The organism is Rathayibacter iranicus NCPPB 2253 = VKM Ac-1602 (genome assembly GCF_003149025.1).
Lineage (GTDB): Bacteria > Actinomycetota > Actinomycetes > Actinomycetales > Microbacteriaceae > Rathayibacter > Rathayibacter iranicus.
The window spans coordinates 158025-178876 of record NZ_QGDV01000005.1; the positions used below are offsets into that span (position 1 = coordinate 158025).

Sequence of the window (20852 nt, forward strand, 5' to 3'; positions counted from 1 at the left end):
CACTTCGAAAGGTCGTTCCTGTGTCCGCGCGCACCGCTCCCGTCTCCCTCGTCGCTCCTACCGGCGCTGCCGATCGGGTTGGACGACGCGCCTGGGTCGCGCTCGCGGTGCTGATGCTGCCCGTGCTGCTGGTCTCGGTGGACAACACGGTGCTGAATTTCGCGCTCCCCTCGATCGCCGAGAGCCTGGGGCCATCGGGCACGGAGCTGCTCTGGATCGTGGACGCGTATCCGCTGGTGCTAGCCGGACTGCTGGTGGCGATGGGAAGTCTGGGCGACCGCATCGGCCGGCGGCGCCTCCTCCTGGTCGGCGCGGTCGGGTTCGCCGCGGTCTCGGTCGTGGCTGCATTCGCTCCCACCGCGGGCGCGCTGATCGGCGCTCGCGCGGCGCTCGGCTTCTTCGGCGCGATGCTCATGCCTTCGACGCTCTCGCTCCTGCGCAGCCTCTTCCCGAACCGCGATCAGCGCCGCCTCGCGATCGCGATCTGGGCGACGGGATTCGCTGTCGGATCGGCCCTCGGTCCGCTGGTCGGTGGGGTCCTGCTCGAACACTTCGCCTGGGGGTCGGTATTCCTGCTGGCGGTGCCGGTGCTGCTCCCGCTGGTGGTACTCGTGCCGATCCTGGTGCCGGAGTCGCGCGATCCGCAGCCTGGACCGGTCGATGTGCTGAGCATCCTCTTTTCGCTCGCGACGATGGCGCCGATCGTCTACGCGGTGAAATCGTTCGCGGAGCACGGGGTCGACGTGGTGGGAGTCGCGGCCCTGGTCGCTGGTGTTGTCTCGGGCGTGCTCTTCGTGCGCCGTCAGCAGCGCCGGGCCTCGCCGATGCTCGACCTCTCGCTGTTTAGCCGGGGCTCGTTTAGCGCCGCGATCGTGGTGAATCTGCTCAGCGTGACCGCGCTGGTCGGTGGGTTGTTCTTCCTCGCGCAGCATCTGCAACTCGTGGTCGGGCTCTCGCCGCTCGAGGCGGGGCTTGTGCTGGTACCTGGCCTCGCGGTGATGATCGTGGCCGGGCTGGGCGTGGTTCCGATCGCGCGGCGGGTCGCTCCGCGCCTCGTAGTCCCGGCCGGGCTGCTGATTTCGGCGGTCGGCTACGTGCTGCTCGCCGTGGGTAGCGGGACTCCAGGAGGCGCTTCGGCACTCACCGTGGCCGTTGCCTTCGCGTTCCTGGGCCTGGGGATCGGGGCGGCCGAGACCGTCTCGAACGAACTGATCCTCGCGAACGCGCCTGCCGACAAGGCCGGAGCAGCGTCTGCCGTCTCCGAGACTGCCTACGAGCTCGGCGCCGTGCTCGGTACCGCGACGCTGGGGACTGTGTTGACCGCGGTGTATCGCGGTGGAGTGGAGCTGCCCGCGGGTCTCGACGCGGGCCAGGCGCAGCGCGCGGGGGAGACCCTCGGCGGCGCCGTGTCGGTCGCGGGGGAACTGTCGGCCGACTCTGCCGCGAGTCTGCTCGCCTCGGCGAGCGCGGCGTTCGACGTGGGCGTCGGCTGGTCGGCGTGGCTCGGGGCGGGCCTCGTCCTGGCTGCCGCTGCGGTTGGCGCGTGGCGCCTCCGCCGCAGCTGAGCGCGGTCTTTTCCTGCCGAGAAAGGCCCCCTTGAGTACGCCTCCGTGGGCGTGTCGCGTACCCAAGAGGCATCTCGCGGGTAGGTCTGCTCAGGCGCGGGAGGGGTGGTCAGGCGGGGGTTCGAGGGGGTGCTGGAGTGGGAGGGGGGTCGATGACGCGTCGAAATCGTCGGGCTCATCGGACCGGTGATCGTCGGAGCGGTCCGCGGCAGCCGCGCGATCGCGGCGGGCTCTCGCCTCCGCTCCGCCGAAACCGAGAAGTCTGCTCGAACCGAACCACATCTGTCTTCCCTCCGTCATGGATCAGCGGTCGTGCTCAGCGGCACCCGCTGCTCCCAGCCTCTCTCGCGACGACTGTCTCTCGCCATGAGGTGCTCCCGTATGACGGTGTGTGACGCGGATGGTGGCTCGGCTCTTGCGTTGTCTGCTCGCCGTTGCGACAGTCGAATGGCGATCTGAAAGATGGAGGAGCGATGAAGAAGAAAGCCCACTGGAGCCCAACTCTCGGTCTCGTTGTGGCCGTCAGCACGGGCGTCGCTCTAGCGACTCCGACGTCTGCTGCCACCGCCACGTGGTTCAGCGGTGATGGATGCCACAACGTCACCAGAACGGAGTCGGGCGCGTCTCTCTACCAGTCGCGCACGGGTATTCGGGCAGAAGGAGGCAGCGTGGGTGGAACGAGTACGCTCACGGTGTGGTACGGAGACACAAGCACGACTCAAGCGTCGTCGATCGTGGAGATTAGAGACGACAGTACGCGGACATATCGGAAAGGGCAGTTCCGCATCATGTTCGATGGTGCGCGAGACGGCGAGTGCGCGGGGGAGTCTTATGGGCGCCTTATTGACGCTGGTGCGATCCAACGCGTCTCGAGCACGACTGGCGACACAGGTCAGCCCTCAGGGGAGTGGTATGTCAGCGCGTCGGACGATGTGTCGACCGGCGGCATCACAGTCTCCGCCAGCCATGCAAGTGCAACCTATTCCGCGGTGTTCGCCCGTGAGCAGGTGAATCGCGGAGAGGCTCGGATCGTGATCACGGACCACAGCACCGGAGAGAGCCGACGTGTGGCGTATGACCCGCGAGCGGGAAAACAGTCCGGTGTCTTCGTGACGACGGCCGTCTCTCAGTAGCGCCCCTGGCCCTCGGCCTCCCCGGGACCGGTCTGCGAGTACGCTGGAGGGACTCTGACCCCGCACGCCTGAGGATCCGCCATGCCCCGCACCGTGAAGCTCGCCGTCATTCCTGGAGACGGGATCGGGCCGGAGGTGACGGCTGAGGCGGTGAAGGTGCTCGATGCGGTGACCGTCGGCTCGGATGTCGTGCTGGAGAAGACGACCTTTTCGCTGGGTGCGGCTCGCTATCTCGAGACTGGTGATGTCCTCACGGACGACGATCTCGCTTCGATTTCGCAACACGAGGCGATCCTTTTGGGTGCGGTTGGTGGTGCGCCAGGTGACCCGCGTCTGAGGGACGCGAACATCGAGCGCGGACTACTGCTGCGCCTGCGGTTCGCACTCGACCACTACGTGAACCTCCGGCCGATTCGCCTGTACGCGGGAGTGCCCTCGCCACTCGCTGAACCGGGTGCTGTCGACTTCGTCGTCGTGCGGGAGGGCACGGAGGGACCCTACGTCGGCAACGGCGGCGCGATCCGGCAGGGCACACCGCAGGAGGTCGCGAACGAGGTCTCGGTGAACACCGCGTACGGGGTCGAGCGGGTCGTGCGGCACGCGTTCGAGGTTGCCCGCGCGCGGCGCTCCCGGCTCACCCTCGTGCACAAGACGAACGTGCTCGTCTTCGCCGGCTCGCTCTGGAAGCGGATTGTCGATGAGGTCGGGGCTGCTTTCGAGGACGTGGCCGTCGACTACCTCCACGTCGATGCGGCGACGATCTTCCTCGTGACCGATCCTGCTAGGTTCGACGTGATCGTCACGGACAACCTCTTCGGCGACATCCTGACCGATCTGGCCGGCGCGATCAGCGGCGGCATCGGACTCGCAGCCTCGGGCAACATCAACCCCAGTGGCGCGTTCCCCAGCATGTTCGAGCCGGTGCACGGATCCGCGCCCGACATCGCCGGACGCCAACTCGCCGATCCGACCGCCGCGATCCTTTCGGCGGCGATGCTGCTCGATCACCTTGGCCACCGCGACGAGGCCGCTCGCGTCACCGCCGCGGTGACCGAGGACATCGAGTCTCGCGACGGTACTCCGCGCTCCACGGCCGCCATCGGCGACTCGGTCGTCGCCCGCCTCCGCTGACCTCCCGCCAAAGGACACCACCACGATGACGACAGACTCCGCCCGCGCAGACCTCGCCTTCGAGGTGACCGTCGCTCCGTCGCCGAGGTTGGCCGACGAGCGCGCCCGCATTCTCGCCAACCCCGGTTTCGGCGTGCACTTCACCGACCACATGGTCGAACTCGGCTGGACTCGCGCCGACGGCTGGCACAGCGCCCGAGTCCTGCCCTACGGACCGCTGGCGCTCGACCCCGCCGCGGCGGTTCTGCACTACGCGCAGGAGATCTTCGAAGGGATGAAGGCGTACCGCCACGAGGACGGCTCCATCTGGACCTTCCGCCCCGATGCGAACGCCCGCCGGCTCCAGCACTCCGCCCGCCGCCTGGCCCTGCCCGAGCTGCCCACCGACCTCTTCGTCGAATCGCTGCGCAGGCTCATCGCCGCGGATGGCGACTGGGTACCGTCGGAGCCGGAGACCAGCCTGTACCTGCGGCCATTCATGTTCGCGCGCGAGGCATTCCTCGGCGTGCGGGCGGCCGAGGACGTGGGCTACTACGTGATCGCGAGTCCCGCCGGGGCCTACTTCTCGGGCGGAGTCGCGCCCGTGTCGATCTGGCTGTCGACCTCGTACGCGCGGGCCGGCAAGGGGGGCACCGGCGCGGCGAAGACCGGCGGCAACTACGCCTCCTCCCTTCTGCCCCAGCAGGAGGCAAACGGCCACGGCTGCGCGCAGGTGCTCTTCCTCGATTCGCAGGAGTCGCGGTGGATTGAGGAACTCGGCGGCATGAATGTGGTGCTGGTCACAAAGGACGGCACGCTCGTCACCCCAGACTCAGACTCGATCCTCGAGGGCATCACCCGCGACAGCGTGCTTCAGCTCGCCGAGGACCGAGGGCACCGGGTCGAGCGTCGCCGGGTGAGCATTGATGAGTGGCGGGATGGAGTCGCCTCGGGCGATGTGGTCGAGGTGTTCGCATGCGGGACCGCCGCGGTGATCACTCCGATTGCCGAACTGAAGGGCGAGGGCTTCTCGGTGGGGCAGGAGGGCGCGCCCGCGGGCGAACTCACGATGTCGCTCCGCGAGGAGTTGACCGGCATCCAGTATGGACGCCGCGAGGACAGGCACGGATGGATGACGAGGTTGGACGCATGAAGATCGCACGATTCGCCACGCAGCGCGACGGGGACAACGGGGGAGCGATTCACTTCGGGATCGTTGATGAGGACGATCTGGTCGTGCTCGCCGGGGACCCGATGTTCGCCGGATTTGACACGACAGGCGAGCGCATCCCCTTTGCGGAGGCGAAGCTCCTCGCCCCGGTGATCCCGCGCTCGAAGGTGGTCGGCATTGGCAGGAACTACGCCGACCATGCGGCCGAGATGGGCGGCGTGACTGCGTCGGAGCCACTCGTCTTCCTCAAGCCGAATACGTCGGTCATTGGGCCCGACGAGGCAATCGTCCTCCCCGAGGACAGTCAGCAGGTGGAGTTCGAGGGGGAGTTGGCGATTGTGATTGGCGCCGTCGCCCGCAATGTGCGCGCGGAAGACTACGAGGACGTGGTCTTCGGCTACACGATCGCGAACGACGTCACCGCACGCGACCTCCAGCGCTCGGACGGGCAGTGGACCCGCGCGAAGGGGTACGACACCTTCTGTCCGCTGGGGCCGGTGATCGAGACCGAGTTCATCTGGAATGAGAGCGCCATCGAAACCCGCGTAAACGGGCGGGTGCAGCAGACGGGGAGCACCGGCGACATGATTCACGGGGTGCCCGAGATCGTGGCGTATGTGTCACGGATCTTCACGCTGCTCCCGGGGGACGTGATTCTCACCGGGACGCCGGCGGGGGTCGGGCCGATTGCGAACGGTGACACGGTCGCGATCGACATCGAGGGGATCGGCACGCTGTTCAACTCGGTGCTGACGCGACGCTAAGGGGCGGCGACGCCGTTCCCGGCAGCTCTCTCGTCGCCGCGGAACACTTCACCGAGCCTCGGTGCGCTGTCAAGCGGACGCTCTCGGCCGGCGCCGAGACGTAGCGTCGAGCCATGAATGCTCCCCGCACCGATCCCGTCAGCCGCATTGCCCGGGAGGATTTCGGCTGGTCGTCGTTGCTGCCCGGACAGCGCGAGGCGATCGAGTCGGCGGTCTCGGGGCGCGACACGCTCCTTGTCCTTGCGACCGGCGGTGGCAAGTCCGCGGTGTACCAGATTGCCGGGGCGGAGCGCGGCGGAATCGTCCTCGTTGTGTCGCCGCTCGTCGCGCTGCAGGCCGATCAGCTCGCCGCGATCGAGTCCGCCCCCGCTGCTCCGCCGGCCGTGGCGATCAACTCCTCCCTCGGCGCCGCAGCCGTCGCCCGCGCGTGGGAGCGGATCGACGCAGGCGGCCCGCTCTACGTTCTGCTGGCGCCGGAGCAACTAGCCAAGCCCGAGAACGTGACGCGACTGGCGGCCGCGGGAGTGTCACTCCTGGTCGTCGATGAGGCGCACTGCGTCTCTTCCTGGGGGCACGACTTCCGCCCCGACTACCTGCGCCTGGCCGACGTCCGCGAGGCGCTGGGTAACCCTCCTGTGCTCGCGATGACGGCCACCGCCTCCCGACCTGTGCGCGAGGAGATCATCGAGCGGCTGCGGATGACGGATCCTGAGGTGCAGGTGCACGGGGTCGACCGGCCCGAGATCCGCCTGGTCGTGCGTCGCCACGAAAGCGAGAGCGAGAAGCGCGCGGCGGTGGTCGAGGAGGCGCGCAACTGGACGGCTCCGGGGCTGGTCTATGTGGCGACTCGCAAGGAGACCGAGGCCTACGCGGCCGACATCGCGGAAGAGGAGCGCCGGGTCGCCGCGTACCACGCGGGGCTCAAGGTGTCCGAGCGCAAGGTCGTGCATGAGCAGTGGCGCGCGGGCGAGTTGGACGTCGTCGTCGCGACGTCGGCGTTTGGGATGGGTATCGACCGTGCTGATGTCCGATTCGTCCTGCACGCGACGACGACGGAGTCGCTTGACGCGTACTACCAGGAGATCGGCCGGGCGGGCCGCGATGGCGAACCCGCGACGGGTGCGCTGCACTACCGCGCGGAGGATCTGGGGATTCGCCGCTTCTTCGCCAAGCGTTCGGTCGACAAGGCGGCACTGCGGGTGGTCTGGGCGGCAGTCTCGGAGCGACCGGGCGTCGACTCCGCTACGCTCGCGAAGGAACTGGACAAGCCCGCGCGCACCGTCGCCCGGATCGTGAACGACCTCGCGGATGCCGGCCTCGTCGAGACCGGCTCGGCCCTGGTCGCGACGCGCGAGGCGTCGGGGGACGAAGCGGTGGAGGCGGTGAAGGCCGCCCTCGCCTCCCGGGAGCGGATTGCGGAGTCGCGCCTGTCGATGATGCGCGCGTACGCCGAGACGCAGCAGTGCCGGCGTCGGGAGTTGCTCGACTACTTCGGTGTCGAGTCGGAGGAGTGGTGCGGCAACTGCGACGCGTGCGAGCATCACGACGCGAGCGGCGAGGCGAGCGCGGCGCCGGTCGACGCTCCGCTCAGCGTGGACGAGGCGGTCGAGCACCGAGAATGGGGCGCCGGCACCGTGATGAGCGTGGAGTCGGACCGGGCGACGATCTTTTTCGAGTCCGAGGGCTACAAGGTGCTGTCCTTCCAGGCCCTCGAGTCGGGCGTCTTGCGCGAGCACGCCTCAGCCTGACGGACGCCGATGCCTTCCGCGAGATGCCTCTTGGATACGTTTCACACGGCGTGTCGCGTACCCAAGAGGGACCTCGCGGGGAGGAACACCGAGGTTAGAGCTTCGCGACAGCTGCGCTGACGTCGGTGGGCTTGTCGTAGGTGACGTCGGGGAGGGCGCGGAGCGCGTCGAGGATGTCGGCGTCGGCTCCCTCCTTCTCGGCGGTCTTGACGATCGTGTCCTTCGAGGCGGGGTAGTCGATGCCCGAGAGGTACTTCTGGATCTGGATCGGGTTGGGTGCATCCATCGTGCTGTCCTTTCGTCGGAGTGTTACGAGTGCTCTTCGGCGAAGAGCCGGTCGAAGGCGTCGACGCGCCGGTCAGTGACCGTCGTGGGCGTCTCCAGGTGCACGGCGCCGCTGGGCACGAGGCCCGCGCCGCCGAAGCGCTCCATGACGCGCCACTGCGCGGCGACGTCCTCGCCGCTGTGCTCCGGGGGCAGCTGCTCCCAGAAGTCGAAGCCGCCGACGGCCAGCAGAGCCTCGCGGCGGTAGAGGACGCATGCGCCCAGCCAGGCGACCCGGTACGCGCGCCAGGCGCCCTCCGGGACGTCGAGTTCGGCGGCGATGTGCGTGAGGTTCGCCGCGTTGTGCAGCGGCCAGCGCTCGAACTCGGGGGTGCCGCGGCGGACCCGCTCCGGCTGCACGCGCTCCTCCCAGGTCTCGAACGCCTCCGTCTCGTGCGGGCGGACGTCCTCAAGGTAGGACAGGCCCTGCACCGCGGAGCCGACGAAGCCGCAGTCGAGCCGCTCCAGCGCCTCGTGTAGGCGCGCTAGCGTGCCCGGCTCGAGCCAGACGTCGTCGTCGAGGAAGAGGACCGCGGGAGCAGCGGAAAGCGAGAGCAGGTAGTGCCGCTGCTCCGCCAGCCCGCGACGAGGCAGGTGCTGACGCACGAGTGGGGCACGGCCCTGCACCTCCAGCACACGCAGCATCGCCACGGCTGTCGGATCGCTCTCGGCGACCCCGTCGTCTGACTGGTCGCTGACGATCACGCGGAACGGCGGATCGTCTTGAGCGGCGAGCCCGGCGAGCGTGGCGGCGAGCTCGGCGCGACGACCGATTGTCGGCACGAGCACGTCGATCAGCGGCGGCTCGGGAGCCTGGGCGACTCCCCAGCGCCCCGACCAACGGCGACTGGTCATGGCGCCGCCGATCGGATCCGCTGCACCATCTCGGTCGTGGAGTGCTCCGAGACGTAGCCGACCGTGGTGACGGTGCCGCCGTAGGAGCGGACGACACCCGCCTCCGCGAGCATGTCGGGGTTGTAATCGCCGCCCTTGACGTACACGTCTGGATGCACGCGCTCCAGGAGCGGGATGGGAGTGTCGCCGCTGAAGAGGGTGACGTAGTCGACGCAGCCCAACTCGGCGATCACTCCGGCACGGTCACCCTCGGGGTTGATGGGGCGTGCCTCGCCCTTGAGTCGGCGCACGGAGTCGTCGTCGTTGACCGCGACGACCAGCACATCGCCCAGCTCACGGGCCTGACGGAGGTAGGCGGTGTGGCCGCGGTGCAGGACGTCGAAGCAGCCGTTGGTGAAGACGATCCGTCGGCCGCGCCGCGACTGCTCCGCCAGCACCTCGACAAGAGCGTCTTCGCCAAGGACGACGGCGCCGGGGGCGGCGAGCGAGGCCAGCAGGTCGTCGGAGGAGCAGATCGAGGTGCCTGGGCGCTGCACGACCACGTCGGCGGCGGCCTGCGCGAGGTCGACGGCGGTGGCGAGGGAACGGCCGGCGGCGAGGGCAAGGGTGACCGCGGCGGCGAAGGTGTCGCCGGCTCCCGACGCCTGCTTCTCCTCCGCGGGCTGAGCGAACGTGCGGCTCACGGCACCGTCGGCGTCGAGCGCGGTCGAGCCGTCGCGGTCGAGGGTGACGACGATGTGGCCGGCGCCCGAGCGAGCGCGCAGCTCGGCGGCGGCGGCGCGCACAGCGGTGGCCCGCTCGGTTCCGCGGCCGAGGGAGGCGCCCAGCAGGTGTTCCGCCTCCTTCGCGTTAGGCGTGACCACGTCGGGGCGCGCGAACGCCCACTCGGAAAGCTCGTGCGCGTCGATCACGAGGAGCCGCGGACGCTCGGCGGCCAGTATGCGCTCGACGGCGGCGCGCAGGATCCCGGAGCCGTAATCGCAGACCAACACGGCGTCTGCTCCCTCCGCGGCTCGCACGGCGGCCTCCGCAAGTCGCTCGATCTCGTCGTCGGCGGGGCGGTGCGGTCCGGAGTCGACGCGCAGCATCACGCTGTCGCCGCCGACTACGCGGGTCTTGATCGTGGTGGCGGCGTCGGTGCGGACGATTGCGGCGGTGTCCAGGCCCGCCCGGTCGAGGGCGCGCAGAAGCCGGTCGCCCTCGGGATCGCGGCCGGCGACTCCGACCGTGCGGACGACGGCGCCGAGCGCACGCAGGTTCGCGGCGGTGTTGGCCGCACCACCCGCGACGTCCACCACGTCGTCGAGGCGCAGCACTGGCGCGGGTGCCTCGCGCGTGACCCGCTCAGCCTCGCCGAGCCACCACGAGTCGAGGATCAGGTCGCCGATGACCGCGACGACCGGCGGACGTTCCTGCACGTGCGCGATCAGAGCGCTGGCCCGGTGCAGCGCCGAGCCCTCGAGGCTCATCGGGCACCGCCCGGGAGGACGGGGAGGCCGAAGTGCACAACCGTGGTCGTGGTCATCTCGTCCAGCAGCTCGGGCCCGTAGCCGAAGCCGGAGCCCGATGTGCCGCGGGGCTGCGCGCTGCCGCCGGGCGCACCTCCGAAGACGCCGTTGACCTTCACGGTGCCCACGGGGAGGGTCGCCGCGGCGCGGTGCGCGTGCTCCATGTCGGCGGTGAGGACCGACGCGGCCAGGCCGTAGGGGCTCGCGGCGGCGCGGGCGAGGCCCTCGGAGAAGGAGTCGACGACGGCGACCGGCGCGACCGGTCCGAAGGTCTCCTCGGTCATCACGAGCATCGCGTCGGTGCAGTCGGCGAGGACCGTCGCGGGGTAGAACGTGCCCTGGCCCGGGGTGCCGCCGGTGAGCGCGCGGGCGCCGCTGCCGAGCGCCTCGGTGACATGCTCGTGCACGGCGTCGCGCATCCGGGCGTCCACCAGGCGGGGGAGGGGACCGGCGCTCCAGCGCTCGGCCTCGGCGACCAGCGCGGTGATGAAGGCCTCGGCGATGTCGCGGTGCACGTAGATCCGCTCGACGGATGTGCAGATCTGGCCCGCGTTGGCGAAGGCACCGAGCGCGGCCTGCTCCGCCGCCCAGACCGGATCGACGTCGCGGTCGACGACGAGCGCGTCGTTGCCGCCGTTTTCGAGAATGACGTGTGCGCCGGTGACTGCGGCGATCCGGGCCAGCGCGCGGCCGGTGGCGGTGGATCCGACGTGAGCGAGGACGTCGACCCCCTCGGTGCGGGCGAGCTCGTCGCCGACTGCGCCATCGCCCTCGACCAGGGTGAGCACGCCCTCGGGCAGCGCCTCGGCGAGGATGCTCGTGAACAGGGCGCCGGTCGCGGGGCTGCGCTCGCTGGGCTTGTGCACAACCACGTCACCGGAGACGATCGCAGCGCCGAGCAGACCGGCCGCGACGGCGACCGGGTCGTTCCACGGAGTGAGTGCAAGGACGATGCCGCGCGGGTGCGGCAGGGCGACATCGACATTCAGGGTGCCTCCGCGCAGGCTTTTCCCACGATGCAGGGGGCCGAGTTCGGCGTATTGCAGCAGCGTGTCGACTCCCGCGCGGACACCACCGAGGGCGTCTCCCGCGGGCTTGCCCGTCTCCTCGGTGTTGAGAGCCGCAAGTTCCTGTTCGCGCGCAGCCACGCGGTGGGCGGCGGCTCGAAGGAGGGCGCCGCGCTCGGCGGGCGCGGTAGCGGCCCAGGCGGGGAACGCGGCCTGCGCGTGGCGGACGGCGTCGGCGGCGGTGGCAATGGTGTCGATGGTCACGGTCACCTCTCGGTCGGGGGCGCGCGCGGGGTGGCGGGCGCAACCGTCCGGTACCCGCGGGGTGGTGGCTTAGACATCGAGGCTCGGGGAAATCAGCGGACCTGTGCGCGGGGCGCCGCGGGCCCGAGGATCCGGGGGAGGTTCCTCCCGTACTTGCGCACGAACTCCTCCCAGGCATCAGGGGCGTTCCACTGGAGGAACGGCACGAGGTGCGCGAAGCCGAGCGTGATGGTCGTGACGGAGAAGAGGCGCTGACGCCGGGCGTCGTAGACCTGCACGCCCCCGTACCGGCCTGCCGCCGGGATGATTCTGGCGATGGTGTGCACGGGGACCGACCGCGGGCGCCCGATCATCGGGATGATGTCGATCCGATCGCCCAGGAGGGTGACGCGGAATCGCGCGAGCGAGCTCGCCAGCAGGATGAGCAGGGGGCCGGTGACGACCAAGACGATGCCTGCGATCAGCATCTCCGTCTCGTTGGGTCTGGTCGCTGCGATGACGGTCATGAGGGCTCCGAGCACGGCGACGACGATGCCGACGACCCGGTTGACGACGATTTGCCAGCGTCGGAATGAGAGGACGACGGCGTCGCCCGGTGCGGCGGAGATCCGCTCGTCGGGACGCTTGCGATCGCGCAGGCGGACGACAAACAGGACGACGGCGGGGATGGCTGCGGAGGCTGCGACCGCGACGGCCGCGGCGGGAAAGTGAGAGTACATACGCCGAGGCTAGGGAGCGGGCCGCTTTCGGCGTCGAACGCTGGCGCAGGATTGCTCTTCGCGCACCATAACGAGGTGTCGGCGGGAGTAATCCGTCAACTGATGCGGAAGCTTCCTGCGGTTCCGCAGGAATGGCGAGAGTGAGGACCCCGATGACCGCGTACAGGTACACAGCGACCGTTGAGCGCGACGGTCGCTGGTGGCTCGTAACGATCCGCGAACTGGACGTTGTGGGCCAGGCGCGCGGACTGAGCGAGGCGGACGCGGTCGCGCACGAGATAGCGGCGCTCGCGCTCGGGGTTGCGGCGCACGAGGTCACGGTGGAGGTCACCGTGCGGGTGACGCCGGAGGCGGAAGAGCTGTGGCGCGAGGCGGAGGAGGCGGAGCGCGAGTCTCGAGCGGCCCAAGAACGCTCGGCGGTGGCGCGGCGTCGAGCGGTCGCCCTCGCACGCGCGGACAGGTACTCCCTCGAGGCCACCGCAGCCGCGTTCGGGGTCTCGCTGACCCGGGTTCAGCAGCTCGAGCGGGCCGTGGCCTCCGGATCCGCGCGCAACGTCAGCTAGGACGGGACCTCCTTCACCATCGTTGATGAGAAGGGACTCTCAGCCGACGCTGTGCGGCGCACATCCGTTTCGGATCGGTGCTCGCGGGGAAGTGGAGAAGTGACTGTCCCCCGGAGCCGCGCTCGCGCGCCTCCGCACCTGAGAGGAACCCGCCGTGGTCGCCATTGCCCCCCTCCGAGAGCCTTTCGCCGGAGTCGAGAGGATCGCCGTGCTCCGAGGCGGTGGACTGGGTGATCTGTTATTCGCCCTCCCCGCCGTCGAGGCGCTCGCGGCGGCCTACCCAGAAGCTGAGATCACGCTGCTCGGCACGCCCGCGCATCGGGTTCTGCTCGCGGGGGTGGAGTCTCCGGTGGCACACGTCGAGATTCTGCCGGTCGCGCAGGGCGTCCGGGACGGTGAGGGTGAGGATTCGCAGGTTATCGAGGACTTCACGGAGCGGATGCGCGCGCGCCGCTTCGACCTTGCCGCGCAGCTGCACGGGGGCGGGCGCTACTCCAACCCTTTCCTGCGGCGCCTCGGCGCGCGGCACACGATCGGGTCGCGGACCCCGGATGCCGTGGAGCTCGAGCGCACGATCCCCTACGTCTACTACCAGCACGAGATGCTGCGGGGGCTCGAGATCGTCGGGCTCGCCGGAGCGCCCGCGACGAGGCTCGAGCCGCTCCTGCATGTCGATCCCGAGCGGCGTGACCGTCTCGCCGCCGCGCTGCCCGCTGGCGGTCCGCTCGTGCTGATTCATCCGGGGGCGACCGACCGGCGCCGCCGCTGGCCGAGCGCGAGTTTCGCAGAGGTGGCTCGGGCGCTGCTCGCCGACGGGGCCCGCGTCCTCGTCGTGGGAGACGCCTCCGACGTGCCCGCGGCCGAGGAGATCGTGGACGCGGCGCCCGGCACCCTCTCGTGGGCCGGCGCGGTCGAACTGCCGGACCTTGCTCCGCTGCTCTCGCTCGCCGACCTCGTGCTCGGCAATGACTCGGGGCCACGGCACCTGGCGGCAGCGGTCGGGGCACCGACCGTGGGGATTTTCTGGGTCGGCAACGCGATCAACGCCGCTCCGCTGGGCCGGCAGCGCCACCGCGTGCAGCTGAGCTGGACCACGCGCTGCCCGGTCTGCGGGCGCGACGCGACGCAGGTCGGTTGGACGGCTCCGCGGTGCGAGCACGAGACCACCTTCGTCGCCGACGTGCGTGTCGAGGCCGTGCTCGAGGACGTCCGGGCGGTGCTCGCCGCCACCCGCTAGTGACTGCCCCGCGAGATACCTCTTGAGTACGCGGCACGCCGGGCGTACTCAAGAGGCATCTCGCGAAGGTGAGGGGTTACGGCCAGGAAGGCTCTTCCTCGTGGGTGATGACGAGTTCGCGGACTTCGCAGCCGCGGGGCTGGGCGAGGATGAACATGACGGCGTTCGCGACGTTCTCCGGGTCGTTGAGCAGCGCGTCGGGTCCGGGCTTGTACTGCTCGTCGCGGTCGTCGAAGAAGCGCGTCTTCATACCGGAGGGGATCAACGTGGTCACGCCGATCTCGCCCTTGGTCTCGGCCGCGAGCGCCCGGGTGAAGCCGAGCACGCCGAACTTCGAGGCGCAGTAAGCGGTCGCATCCGAGACCGCCTTGATCGCCAGCGAGGAGGCGACGGTGACGACGCGCCCGTGGGTCTCGGTGATGAACGGCAGCGCCGCGCGGACGACCGCTGCGGTACCGAGGAGGTTGACCGAGATGACCCGCTCCCACTCCTCCGGCTCCACATCGACCAGGCGGCCGCAGCGATCAATGCCGGCCGCGGTGACGACGGCATCGAGCCCGCCGTGCTCACGCGCGATCTCGGCGACCGCCTTTTCGGCCTCGCGGGTCTTCGCGACATCCACCTGATAGGCGGCGACGCCCTCCTGCACGGCCGAGACGTCCCGGTCGAGCACGATCGGGGTGCCGCCGGCGACGGTGACCGCGGCCGCGACGGCCGCACCGAGCCCGGAGGCCCCTCCGGTGATCAGAACGCGGCCAAGGGGGGTGGGAGTGGTGCTCATGGTTTCCTTCCGGGGGTGGCCTGGGGGCCGCGGGTCAGCCGACACGCGCGAGCGCGGCGGCGAGATGGGTGGTCGAGCGGCCGGGGTGGTACGGCACGGTCAGGACGCGGCCGCCCCACTCCGCCACCGTTGCCGTCTCGGGCAGGGACTCGGCGGAGTAATCGCCGCCCTTCACCCAGACGTCGGGGCGGATTCGGCGCAGCGCCTCGTCCGGCGTGTCCTCACCGAAGACCAGCACGGCGTCCACGCATTCCAGCGCGAGCAACAGGTCGACGCGGTCGTTCTCGGGGATGATCGGCCGCGCGGCGCCCTTGAGTCGGCGCACAGAGTCGTCGGAGTTGAGGCAGACGATCAGGCAGTCGCCGAGCGCCCGAGCGGCCGAGAGGGTACGGGCGTGGCCGGCGTGCAGGAGGTCGAAGCAGCCGCCGGTTGCAACCACGGTTCCACCCGAGGCGCGCACGGACGCGGCGACCCGCAGGGCGTCGACTCCGCCGCCATGCAGGGGAGCGGCGTCGGCGGGAGCGGCGAGGGACGTTACTCCGCCCGCGAGCAGGTAGGCACCGGCTTCGGCGACCGCCGCCTGGACGGCCGCCGAGGGGCTGGAGCCCTGAGCGAGCGCGACCGCGGCGGAGGCGGCGAACCGGTCGCCCGCTCCGCAGGGGTCGCTCGGCGGTACGGCAGCGGCAGGAACGACCACCGGCACTCCCGTGCCGCGCGAGCGCACAAGGGCGCCGGAGGAGCCCATCGTCACCGCGACGGCGTTGCACTCCCATCGCTCCAGCAGCGTGGTCGCGGCCGACTCGGCGAGCGTCACTCCGCGGCCCGTGGCCCCCGAGAACGTGGCCACCTCGGCGAGGTTCGGAGTCGCGAGCGTGGTCGCTGCGACCGGCTGCGAGCCGCGCGGGTGCGGGTCCCAGACCAGGGGCACGGTGAGCGCGTCGAGAGCGGCCCGGAGCGACGGGTCCTCGGTGAGTCGGCGGCCATAGTCGGCGACGATCACGGCGTCAGCTTCAGCGAGGGCGGCGAGCATCGTGTCGGTCACGCCGGGGACAGGTGGCGTCTCGCAGCCGCGGTCGATGCGCACTACTGCCTGACCGGAGGCGGCGACGCGCGTCTTCACTGGCGTCGGCGCTGCGGAGGGGCCGGCGACGACGCGGATGCCGTGCAGCTCGGCGCGCAGCTCCGCGACATCAAGATCGGAGTCGTCGGCGAGCGCCGTCACCAGCGTCACCTCGTGCCCGTCGCGCACCAGCATCCGCGCCACGAGCCCGGCGCCGCCCGCGCGGGCGCTGCGGGCCGACACGTCGACGACGGGCACCGGCGCGTCCGGGCTCAGTCGCTCCGCGGGTCCGGAGAGGTCGACGTCCAGCATCACATCGCCGACGACGACGAGGCGTAGCCGGTTCACGAGGTGGCCACCGTCCGCGCGCGGATCCGGTGCTCGAAGGCTCGGCAGAGCGCGTGCACGAGTACCAGCTGTGCCTCCTGCACGTTCGCGCCGTGACCGTCGAGGGCGATCGACTCGTCACAGAGCTCGGTCAGCGGGTTCGGTCCGCCACCGGTCAGCGCCCACGAACGGGCGCCGGCCGCGCGGGCGGCCTCGGCGGCGCGAAGAAGGTTGGCGCTGCGTCCGCTGGTCGAGAGCAGCACAACCACGTCCCCGGTCCGGGCGTGGGCCGTGACCTGGCGAGCGAACACGTGCTCGAAGCCGTAGTCGTTGCCGATCGCGGTCAGGCTCGACGTCTCCGCGTGTAGCGAGATCGCCGAGAACGGGATGCGGTCACCGTCGAAGCGGCCGACCAGCTCCGCGGTGAGGTGCTGCGCCTCCGCCGCCGAGCCGCCATTGCCCGCGGCGAGTAGCCGGGCCCCGGAGTGCAGTCGGTCAGCGAGCTCGGTGCCCCATGCCGCGATCCGCTCGGAGTGGCGCTCGAGCTGGGCGACCACGTCGAGCGAGCGCGCTACGTGGTCGTCGACGAGGCGCCGAACGGCGTCCGTCGGGGTGTCCAGAACGGTGTCGATGGTCATCGTCGCGGAGCCGCCTTCCGGGTAGTGGAGGATGAGGATGCGCTGGTGGCACCGGTGAGGACCGACTCGTCGCCGATCCCGGCAAGGGCCGTGAGGTAGGCGCGCTCGGTGTCCGCGGCGACGCGCTCCCAGGAGTAACCGGACCCGACGCGCTCGCGGCCAGCGGCTCCGTAGGCGCGGGCGCGCGTGGGGTCGGCGAGAAGCGAGCTGAGCGCGGCCGCGAGAGCGACGGGATCGCGCGGGGGCACGTGCACCCCGGTGACGTCCTCGACCACGGTGTCGATCAGCCCGCCGACCGAGGAGGCGACGACCGGCACTCCGCAGGCCATTGCCTCGAGCGGAGTGATGCCGAACGGCTCGTACCAGGGCGCGCAGACCATTACGTCGGCCGAGCGGAGCATCGCGGGCATCGCCGTCTGCGAGAGCTGGCCGACGAAGTCGACGTGGTCGGCGACTCCACGTTTCTCGGCGACTGCGTGCAGCCGCTGGTACTCGGGGTCGGCGGTCAGGGCATCGCCGGAGCCGGAGCCGCCGACGATGACGAGCTCGGCGTCGTGACCGGCCGCGACCAGGAGCGAGAGTGCCTCGATCGCGATGCCCATGCCTTTGCGGGGCACGAGGCGTCCGATGGTCATCAACCGCGGTCGCTCTCCGCGCGGCGCGACCGGGCCATCGACGGTAAACCGGTCGATGTCGACTCCGCAGGGCACGACCGAGATGCGCGAGGTCGGCACGCCGAGGCCCTTCAGTTCGAAGGCTTCGTCGGAGCACGTGGCGATGATGCCGTCCGCCCGGTGGCCCACTCCCGGCTCGAGCCAGGCGCGCTCCTCGGGGCTGGTGTCGAGTGCGCCCTGCTGACGGCGCTTGACGACGCCGAGGGCGTGGAACGTGTGCAGCACCGGCACGCGGCGTCCGGTGACGCGCTCGACTCGGTCGGAGGCATCGAGCGCCGCAACACCGGACATCCAAAAATGGCTGTGCACGAGGTCGGGCCGCTCGTCGAGCCACTCCTCGGCGAGGTCGACCGCGAAGTCACCCATGAAGGGAAGTAGGTCATCTTTCGGGACGCGGCTCGCCGGTCCCGCGTCGATGTGCACGACCTCCACGCCCGAGGTGAAAGGCACTCGGCGGGGGAGGGAGGGATCATCGCGGCGCGTGTAGACCACCACGCGGTGGCCGCGGCGGGCGAGCGCGTCGGCTAGCGCCGCCACGTGCACGTTCTGGCCGCCGGCGTCGACTCCGCCGAGCGTCGCGAGCGGGCTGGCGTGCTCCGAGACCATGGCGATCGTGAGCGGACGCGCCGCCGAGAGCTGCTGCTTCATCGTGTGCTCCCTTCCAGGGCGGGCGGCGCCGTGCGGCGACGCGGAAGATCGGCCAGGAGTTCATCCCAGTCGCGATGGAATCGGGCGAGGCTGTAGCGGGCGAGAGCGGCTTCGCGGGCCACCGCCCCGGCGCGGGCGGCGCGGTCCGGGTCCTCGATCAGGGCGCGGGCGGAGGCCACCAGCGAGTCGAGGTCGTTCGTGATCGCTCCAGCCTCGTGCGGCACGGCTCGTCCCGCCTCGGTGACGTCGAGCGCAACGACGGGCATGCCCAGGTGCATCGCCTCGAGCAGCGCGAGGCCGAGCGACGTCCAGCGGAACGGATGCAGGTAGACCCGACGGCGAGCGAGCGCGTCATGCATCGCCTGCGTGCGCACGTCGCCGAGCACGGTCACCCCATCGAACCCTGGCAGCTCGGTGAGTCGATCGGTCTTCATCCCGAACACGTCGAGCGGAGCGACGGCCCCGAAGCGGGGGAGCAGATCGGTGCCGGCAACGCGTCCCCGGCGGACCGGTTCGTTCACGACGACGCCGAAGTGCGCCAGTTCGCCGGTGTAGAGGGGGCCTGGGTCGTTGATCCCGTGCTCGATGACGGTGGTCCTGGTCGAGCCGGTGTCCCACATCAGCGCGTTGAAGTGGGTGACGTGCACGATCAGCAGGTCGTCGCGGTCGGCGAGCGGATGGCGATTGTCCGGCACGTCGCCGCGCGGAGTGTTGTGCTCGACGTAGACGGCAGGGACATCGCGGCCGAGCCGGCGGCCGAGCAGACGCTCCGCCTCTGCGAACTCCTCGGGGCGCTGGAGGAGAACCGCGTCAATGTCAACGTCGTGCAGCTCTTCCGGCGCGGTCTCGACAGCGTTCGGCCAGTCGCGTCCGCCCGTGCCCAGACCCCAGCCGTCGCGGGCCGCACTGGTGGGCAGTACGAAGGTGTGCGACCCGCGGACGAACGCGTCCGCCCAACCGCCATGCACATGCCACAGCAGGATCCTCATGCCATCGCCTCTCTCGTGGGGGTCGGAGCCGGGATGGCGGCGCTGAGCCGGAGCGCGGCGGCGACGGCCTCCTCGGCGCTCACCCCCGCGAGGCAGGGGTGGCCGGGAATGGGGCACATACGCGCCCGCGAGCCGGCGCAGGCCGCCTCCTGGTCCCCGAGCAGCGCGACCGGCACCCCGTACGGCGCCCAGCGGACGGCCGGGACGACCGGAGCGAACAGGCTGACCACCGGAGTGCCCACCGCGGCGGCGAGGTGTGCCGGACCCGTGTTGCCGCTGATCACCACCTCGGCGTGGGCCAAAACCTCGGAGGCTCCCGCGAAGTCCGTTGCGCCACCCAGGTCGATCCCGCGGCTGCCCGCGACCTCAGCTGTCAGCGCCCGCTCGCTCGGACCTCCGGTGACGACGACGGCGAGGCCGGCCTCGGCGAGGAGTTCGACCGCGCGTGCCGCGTTCGCCGCGGGCCAGGCGCGGGCCGGGACTGCGGCTCCGGGATGCACGACAGCGTAGGGGCCGACGTCCGAGAGAACCGCGGGGAGGATGCCCTCGCGGCGCACCCGGAGGCGGCCGTCGTCGCCCGCGGGCAGGCTGAATCCGGCCGCCGCCGCGATGGCGAGCGCGCGCTCCGGCTCCGGCTGGTCCTCCACCAACGTCTCGCCCGGCACAAGGCGCACATCGAGCAGAGCGCCCGCGAAGTCGACGGAGGCGCCGGAAATGCGGGAGACGCCGCACAGTCGCACGAGCAGCGCGAGCGGCAGCGGCGACTGGTGGAACGAGGTGAGGATCACGGCCTCATCGGGCTCGAACTCTGTCACGATCGCCCGCAGCTCCTCGACCAACGTGGCATCGACCGGCCGGGAGGCATCGCCGATCCACGGACACGACCAGGTGCGCACCGCCACCGGTCCGGGGAGCAGCGCCGCCGCGGGCGCACCCTGGGGTCCGCTCAGCAGCAACACGTCCGCCTCTGCCGCAATCGCCCGGACCGCGGGACCGCAGAGCAGCACGTCGCCGGCGCTGTCGAGCCGGGCGACGAGGACACGGCGCCTCACTCGGAGTCCCCGTCCGGTTGCGTCGCGAGCAGTAGCTCAACGGCCTCGAGGAGCGTCGCCGCGCGCAGCGGGGCAGCGGCTACTTCCTCGGGGAGCGTGACGGGAGTCGGCACCAGCACCCCGCGGGCTCCGGCGGCCGCGGCGGCACCCATATCGGCGCCGATATCGCCGATGACGGCGAGGGAGTCAACGGGCAGTCCCAGCACATCGGCGGCGCTCAGCACCATCCCGGGTGCGGGCTTGCGGCACGCGCAGCCGTCGTCGGGGCCGTGCGGGCAGAGCATCCAGATGTCGAAACCGCCGAAGAGTTCATCGACACGGCGGTTCACAGCCTCGGCCTGCGCGCGGTCGATGAGGCCGCGCGCGATGCCCGACTGGTTCGTGACGACTCCCAGGGCAAGTCCCGCCTCCCGCGCCCGCTCCACCGCGTCGAGCGCGGTCGGCATCGGCGAGACCCGCGACGGGTCACCGTTGTAAGGGACGTCCAGCACAAGCGTCGCGTCGCGATCGAAGAGGATCCCGCGCAGGGTCCGTATGCGCTCAGCGGCGCCGTCGGCGCTCCGCAGCAAGGAGTCGTTCACTTCTTCCTCGTACCCCGCGACCGGGGATGTAAACTCCCGCCGAGAGAAGTCGTCCTGCTCGGGCGCGTCGCAGAACGGATCAGCCGCCCCCGCGTCTGAGACCCGCGCAACGGGGTACGGGGGTCCCGACAGGA

At 70.8% G+C, this 20852-nt stretch carries 19 protein-coding genes; 7 read left to right on the plus strand and 12 right to left on the minus strand.

Translation table 11 applies throughout. The features are described 5' to 3' along the window. Positions 1-20 precede the first annotated feature (20 nt). The 5 genes from B0H03_RS07930 (at position 21) to B0H03_RS07960 (ending at position 7491) form a co-directional block, all read left to right on the plus strand. Positions 21-1565, plus strand: a complete 1545-nt coding sequence (locus B0H03_RS07930; protein WP_241560369.1) for an MFS transporter — start codon at positions 21-23, stop codon at positions 1563-1565. 1214 nt (positions 1566-2779) lie between these two features. Next, complete coding sequence (locus tag B0H03_RS07945) at positions 2780-3829, plus strand: 3-isopropylmalate dehydrogenase (protein WP_104263888.1); 1050 nt, start codon at positions 2780-2782, stop codon at positions 3827-3829. Between the two features lie 25 nt (positions 3830-3854). Beyond that, positions 3855-4961, plus strand: a complete 1107-nt coding sequence (locus B0H03_RS07950) for a branched-chain amino acid aminotransferase (RefSeq protein ID WP_104263889.1) — start codon at positions 3855-3857, stop codon at positions 4959-4961. After that, positions 4958-5743 (plus strand): fumarylacetoacetate hydrolase family protein, encoded by a 786-nt coding sequence (locus B0H03_RS07955; protein WP_104263890.1) that lies wholly within the window; start codon positions 4958-4960, stop codon positions 5741-5743. The genes B0H03_RS07950 and B0H03_RS07955 overlap by 4 nt, the downstream gene beginning before the upstream one ends. A gap of 113 nt (positions 5744-5856) precedes the next feature. Beyond that, the gene (locus tag B0H03_RS07960; protein ID WP_104263891.1) at positions 5857-7491 is read left to right on the plus strand and encodes a RecQ family ATP-dependent DNA helicase; all 1635 of its coding nucleotides are present in this window, start codon (positions 5857-5859) and stop codon (positions 7489-7491) included. Positions 7492-7585: 94 nt separating this feature from the next. Here the strand turns inward: B0H03_RS07960 and B0H03_RS07965 are convergent, their stop codons facing one another. The 5 genes from B0H03_RS07965 to B0H03_RS07985 form a co-directional block, all read right to left on the minus strand. Continuing rightward, complete coding sequence (locus tag B0H03_RS07965) at positions 7586-7777, minus strand: DUF2795 domain-containing protein (RefSeq protein ID WP_104263892.1); 192 nt, start codon at positions 7775-7777, stop codon at positions 7586-7588. Between the two features lie 23 nt (positions 7778-7800). Next, on the minus strand, positions 7801-8670 hold the full coding sequence (locus tag B0H03_RS07970; RefSeq protein ID WP_104263893.1) for a glycosyltransferase family A protein: 870 nt from the start codon (positions 8668-8670) through the stop codon (positions 7801-7803). After that, positions 8667-10139 carry a D-glycero-beta-D-manno-heptose 1-phosphate adenylyltransferase gene (rfaE2, locus tag B0H03_RS07975; RefSeq protein ID WP_104263894.1) on the minus strand — a complete coding sequence of 491 codons (1473 nt, stop codon included), beginning with the start codon at positions 10137-10139 and terminating at the stop codon, positions 8667-8669. Before rfaE2 ends, B0H03_RS07970 begins: the two co-directional genes overlap by 4 nt. Further along, positions 10136-11449, minus strand: a complete 1314-nt coding sequence (locus B0H03_RS07980) for an aldehyde dehydrogenase family protein (RefSeq protein ID WP_241560370.1) — start codon at positions 11447-11449, stop codon at positions 10136-10138. Before B0H03_RS07980 ends, rfaE2 begins: the two co-directional genes overlap by 4 nt. A gap of 92 nt (positions 11450-11541) precedes the next feature. After that, positions 11542-12168 carry a hypothetical protein gene (locus B0H03_RS07985; protein ID WP_104263896.1) on the minus strand — a complete coding sequence of 209 codons (627 nt, stop codon included), beginning with the start codon at positions 12166-12168 and terminating at the stop codon, positions 11542-11544. A 152-nt stretch (positions 12169-12320) separates the two neighbouring features. Between B0H03_RS07985 and B0H03_RS07990 the strand changes: the two genes are divergently transcribed. Next, complete coding sequence (locus B0H03_RS07990; protein ID WP_104263897.1) at positions 12321-12731, plus strand: antitoxin HicB; 411 nt, start codon at positions 12321-12323, stop codon at positions 12729-12731. Positions 12732-12885: 154 nt separating this feature from the next. After that, positions 12886-13968, plus strand: coding sequence for a glycosyltransferase family 9 protein (locus B0H03_RS07995; protein ID WP_104263898.1), 1083 nt, complete (start codon positions 12886-12888; stop codon positions 13966-13968). 76 nt (positions 13969-14044) lie between these two features. Here the strand turns inward: B0H03_RS07995 and B0H03_RS08000 are convergent, their stop codons facing one another. The 7 genes from B0H03_RS08000 to B0H03_RS08030 are packed head-to-tail and all read right to left on the minus strand — an operon-like array spanning position 14045 to position 20718. Further along, positions 14045-14749: an SDR family oxidoreductase gene (locus B0H03_RS08000; RefSeq protein ID WP_104354072.1), complete on the minus strand. Its 705-nt coding sequence runs from the start codon at positions 14747-14749 to the stop codon at positions 14045-14047. Between the two features lie 34 nt (positions 14750-14783). Next, a complete protein-coding gene (locus tag B0H03_RS08005; protein ID WP_276329553.1) occupies positions 14784-16157 on the minus strand; it encodes a PfkB family carbohydrate kinase in 1374 nt (457 codons plus the stop codon). Next, the gene (locus B0H03_RS08010; protein ID WP_104263900.1) at positions 16154-16774 is read right to left on the minus strand and encodes a D-sedoheptulose-7-phosphate isomerase; all 621 of its coding nucleotides are present in this window, start codon (positions 16772-16774) and stop codon (positions 16154-16156) included. The genes B0H03_RS08005 and B0H03_RS08010 overlap by 4 nt, the downstream gene beginning before the upstream one ends. Continuing rightward, positions 16771-18096: a glycosyltransferase gene (locus B0H03_RS08015; protein ID WP_104263901.1), complete on the minus strand. Its 1326-nt coding sequence runs from the start codon at positions 18094-18096 to the stop codon at positions 16771-16773. The genes B0H03_RS08010 and B0H03_RS08015 overlap by 4 nt, the downstream gene beginning before the upstream one ends. Further along, complete coding sequence (locus tag B0H03_RS08020; RefSeq protein ID WP_104263902.1) at positions 18093-19085, minus strand: glycosyltransferase; 993 nt, start codon at positions 19083-19085, stop codon at positions 18093-18095. Before B0H03_RS08020 ends, B0H03_RS08015 begins: the two co-directional genes overlap by 4 nt. Further along, entirely contained in the window at positions 19082-20137 is a 1056-nt protein-coding gene (locus tag B0H03_RS08025; RefSeq protein WP_104263903.1) for a glycosyltransferase family 9 protein, read from the minus strand. Before B0H03_RS08025 ends, B0H03_RS08020 begins: the two co-directional genes overlap by 4 nt. Then, the gene (locus tag B0H03_RS08030; RefSeq protein WP_165827977.1) at positions 20134-20718 is read right to left on the minus strand and encodes an HAD family hydrolase; all 585 of its coding nucleotides are present in this window, start codon (positions 20716-20718) and stop codon (positions 20134-20136) included. The genes B0H03_RS08025 and B0H03_RS08030 overlap by 4 nt, the downstream gene beginning before the upstream one ends. Between the last annotated feature and the right edge of the window lie 134 nt (positions 20719-20852).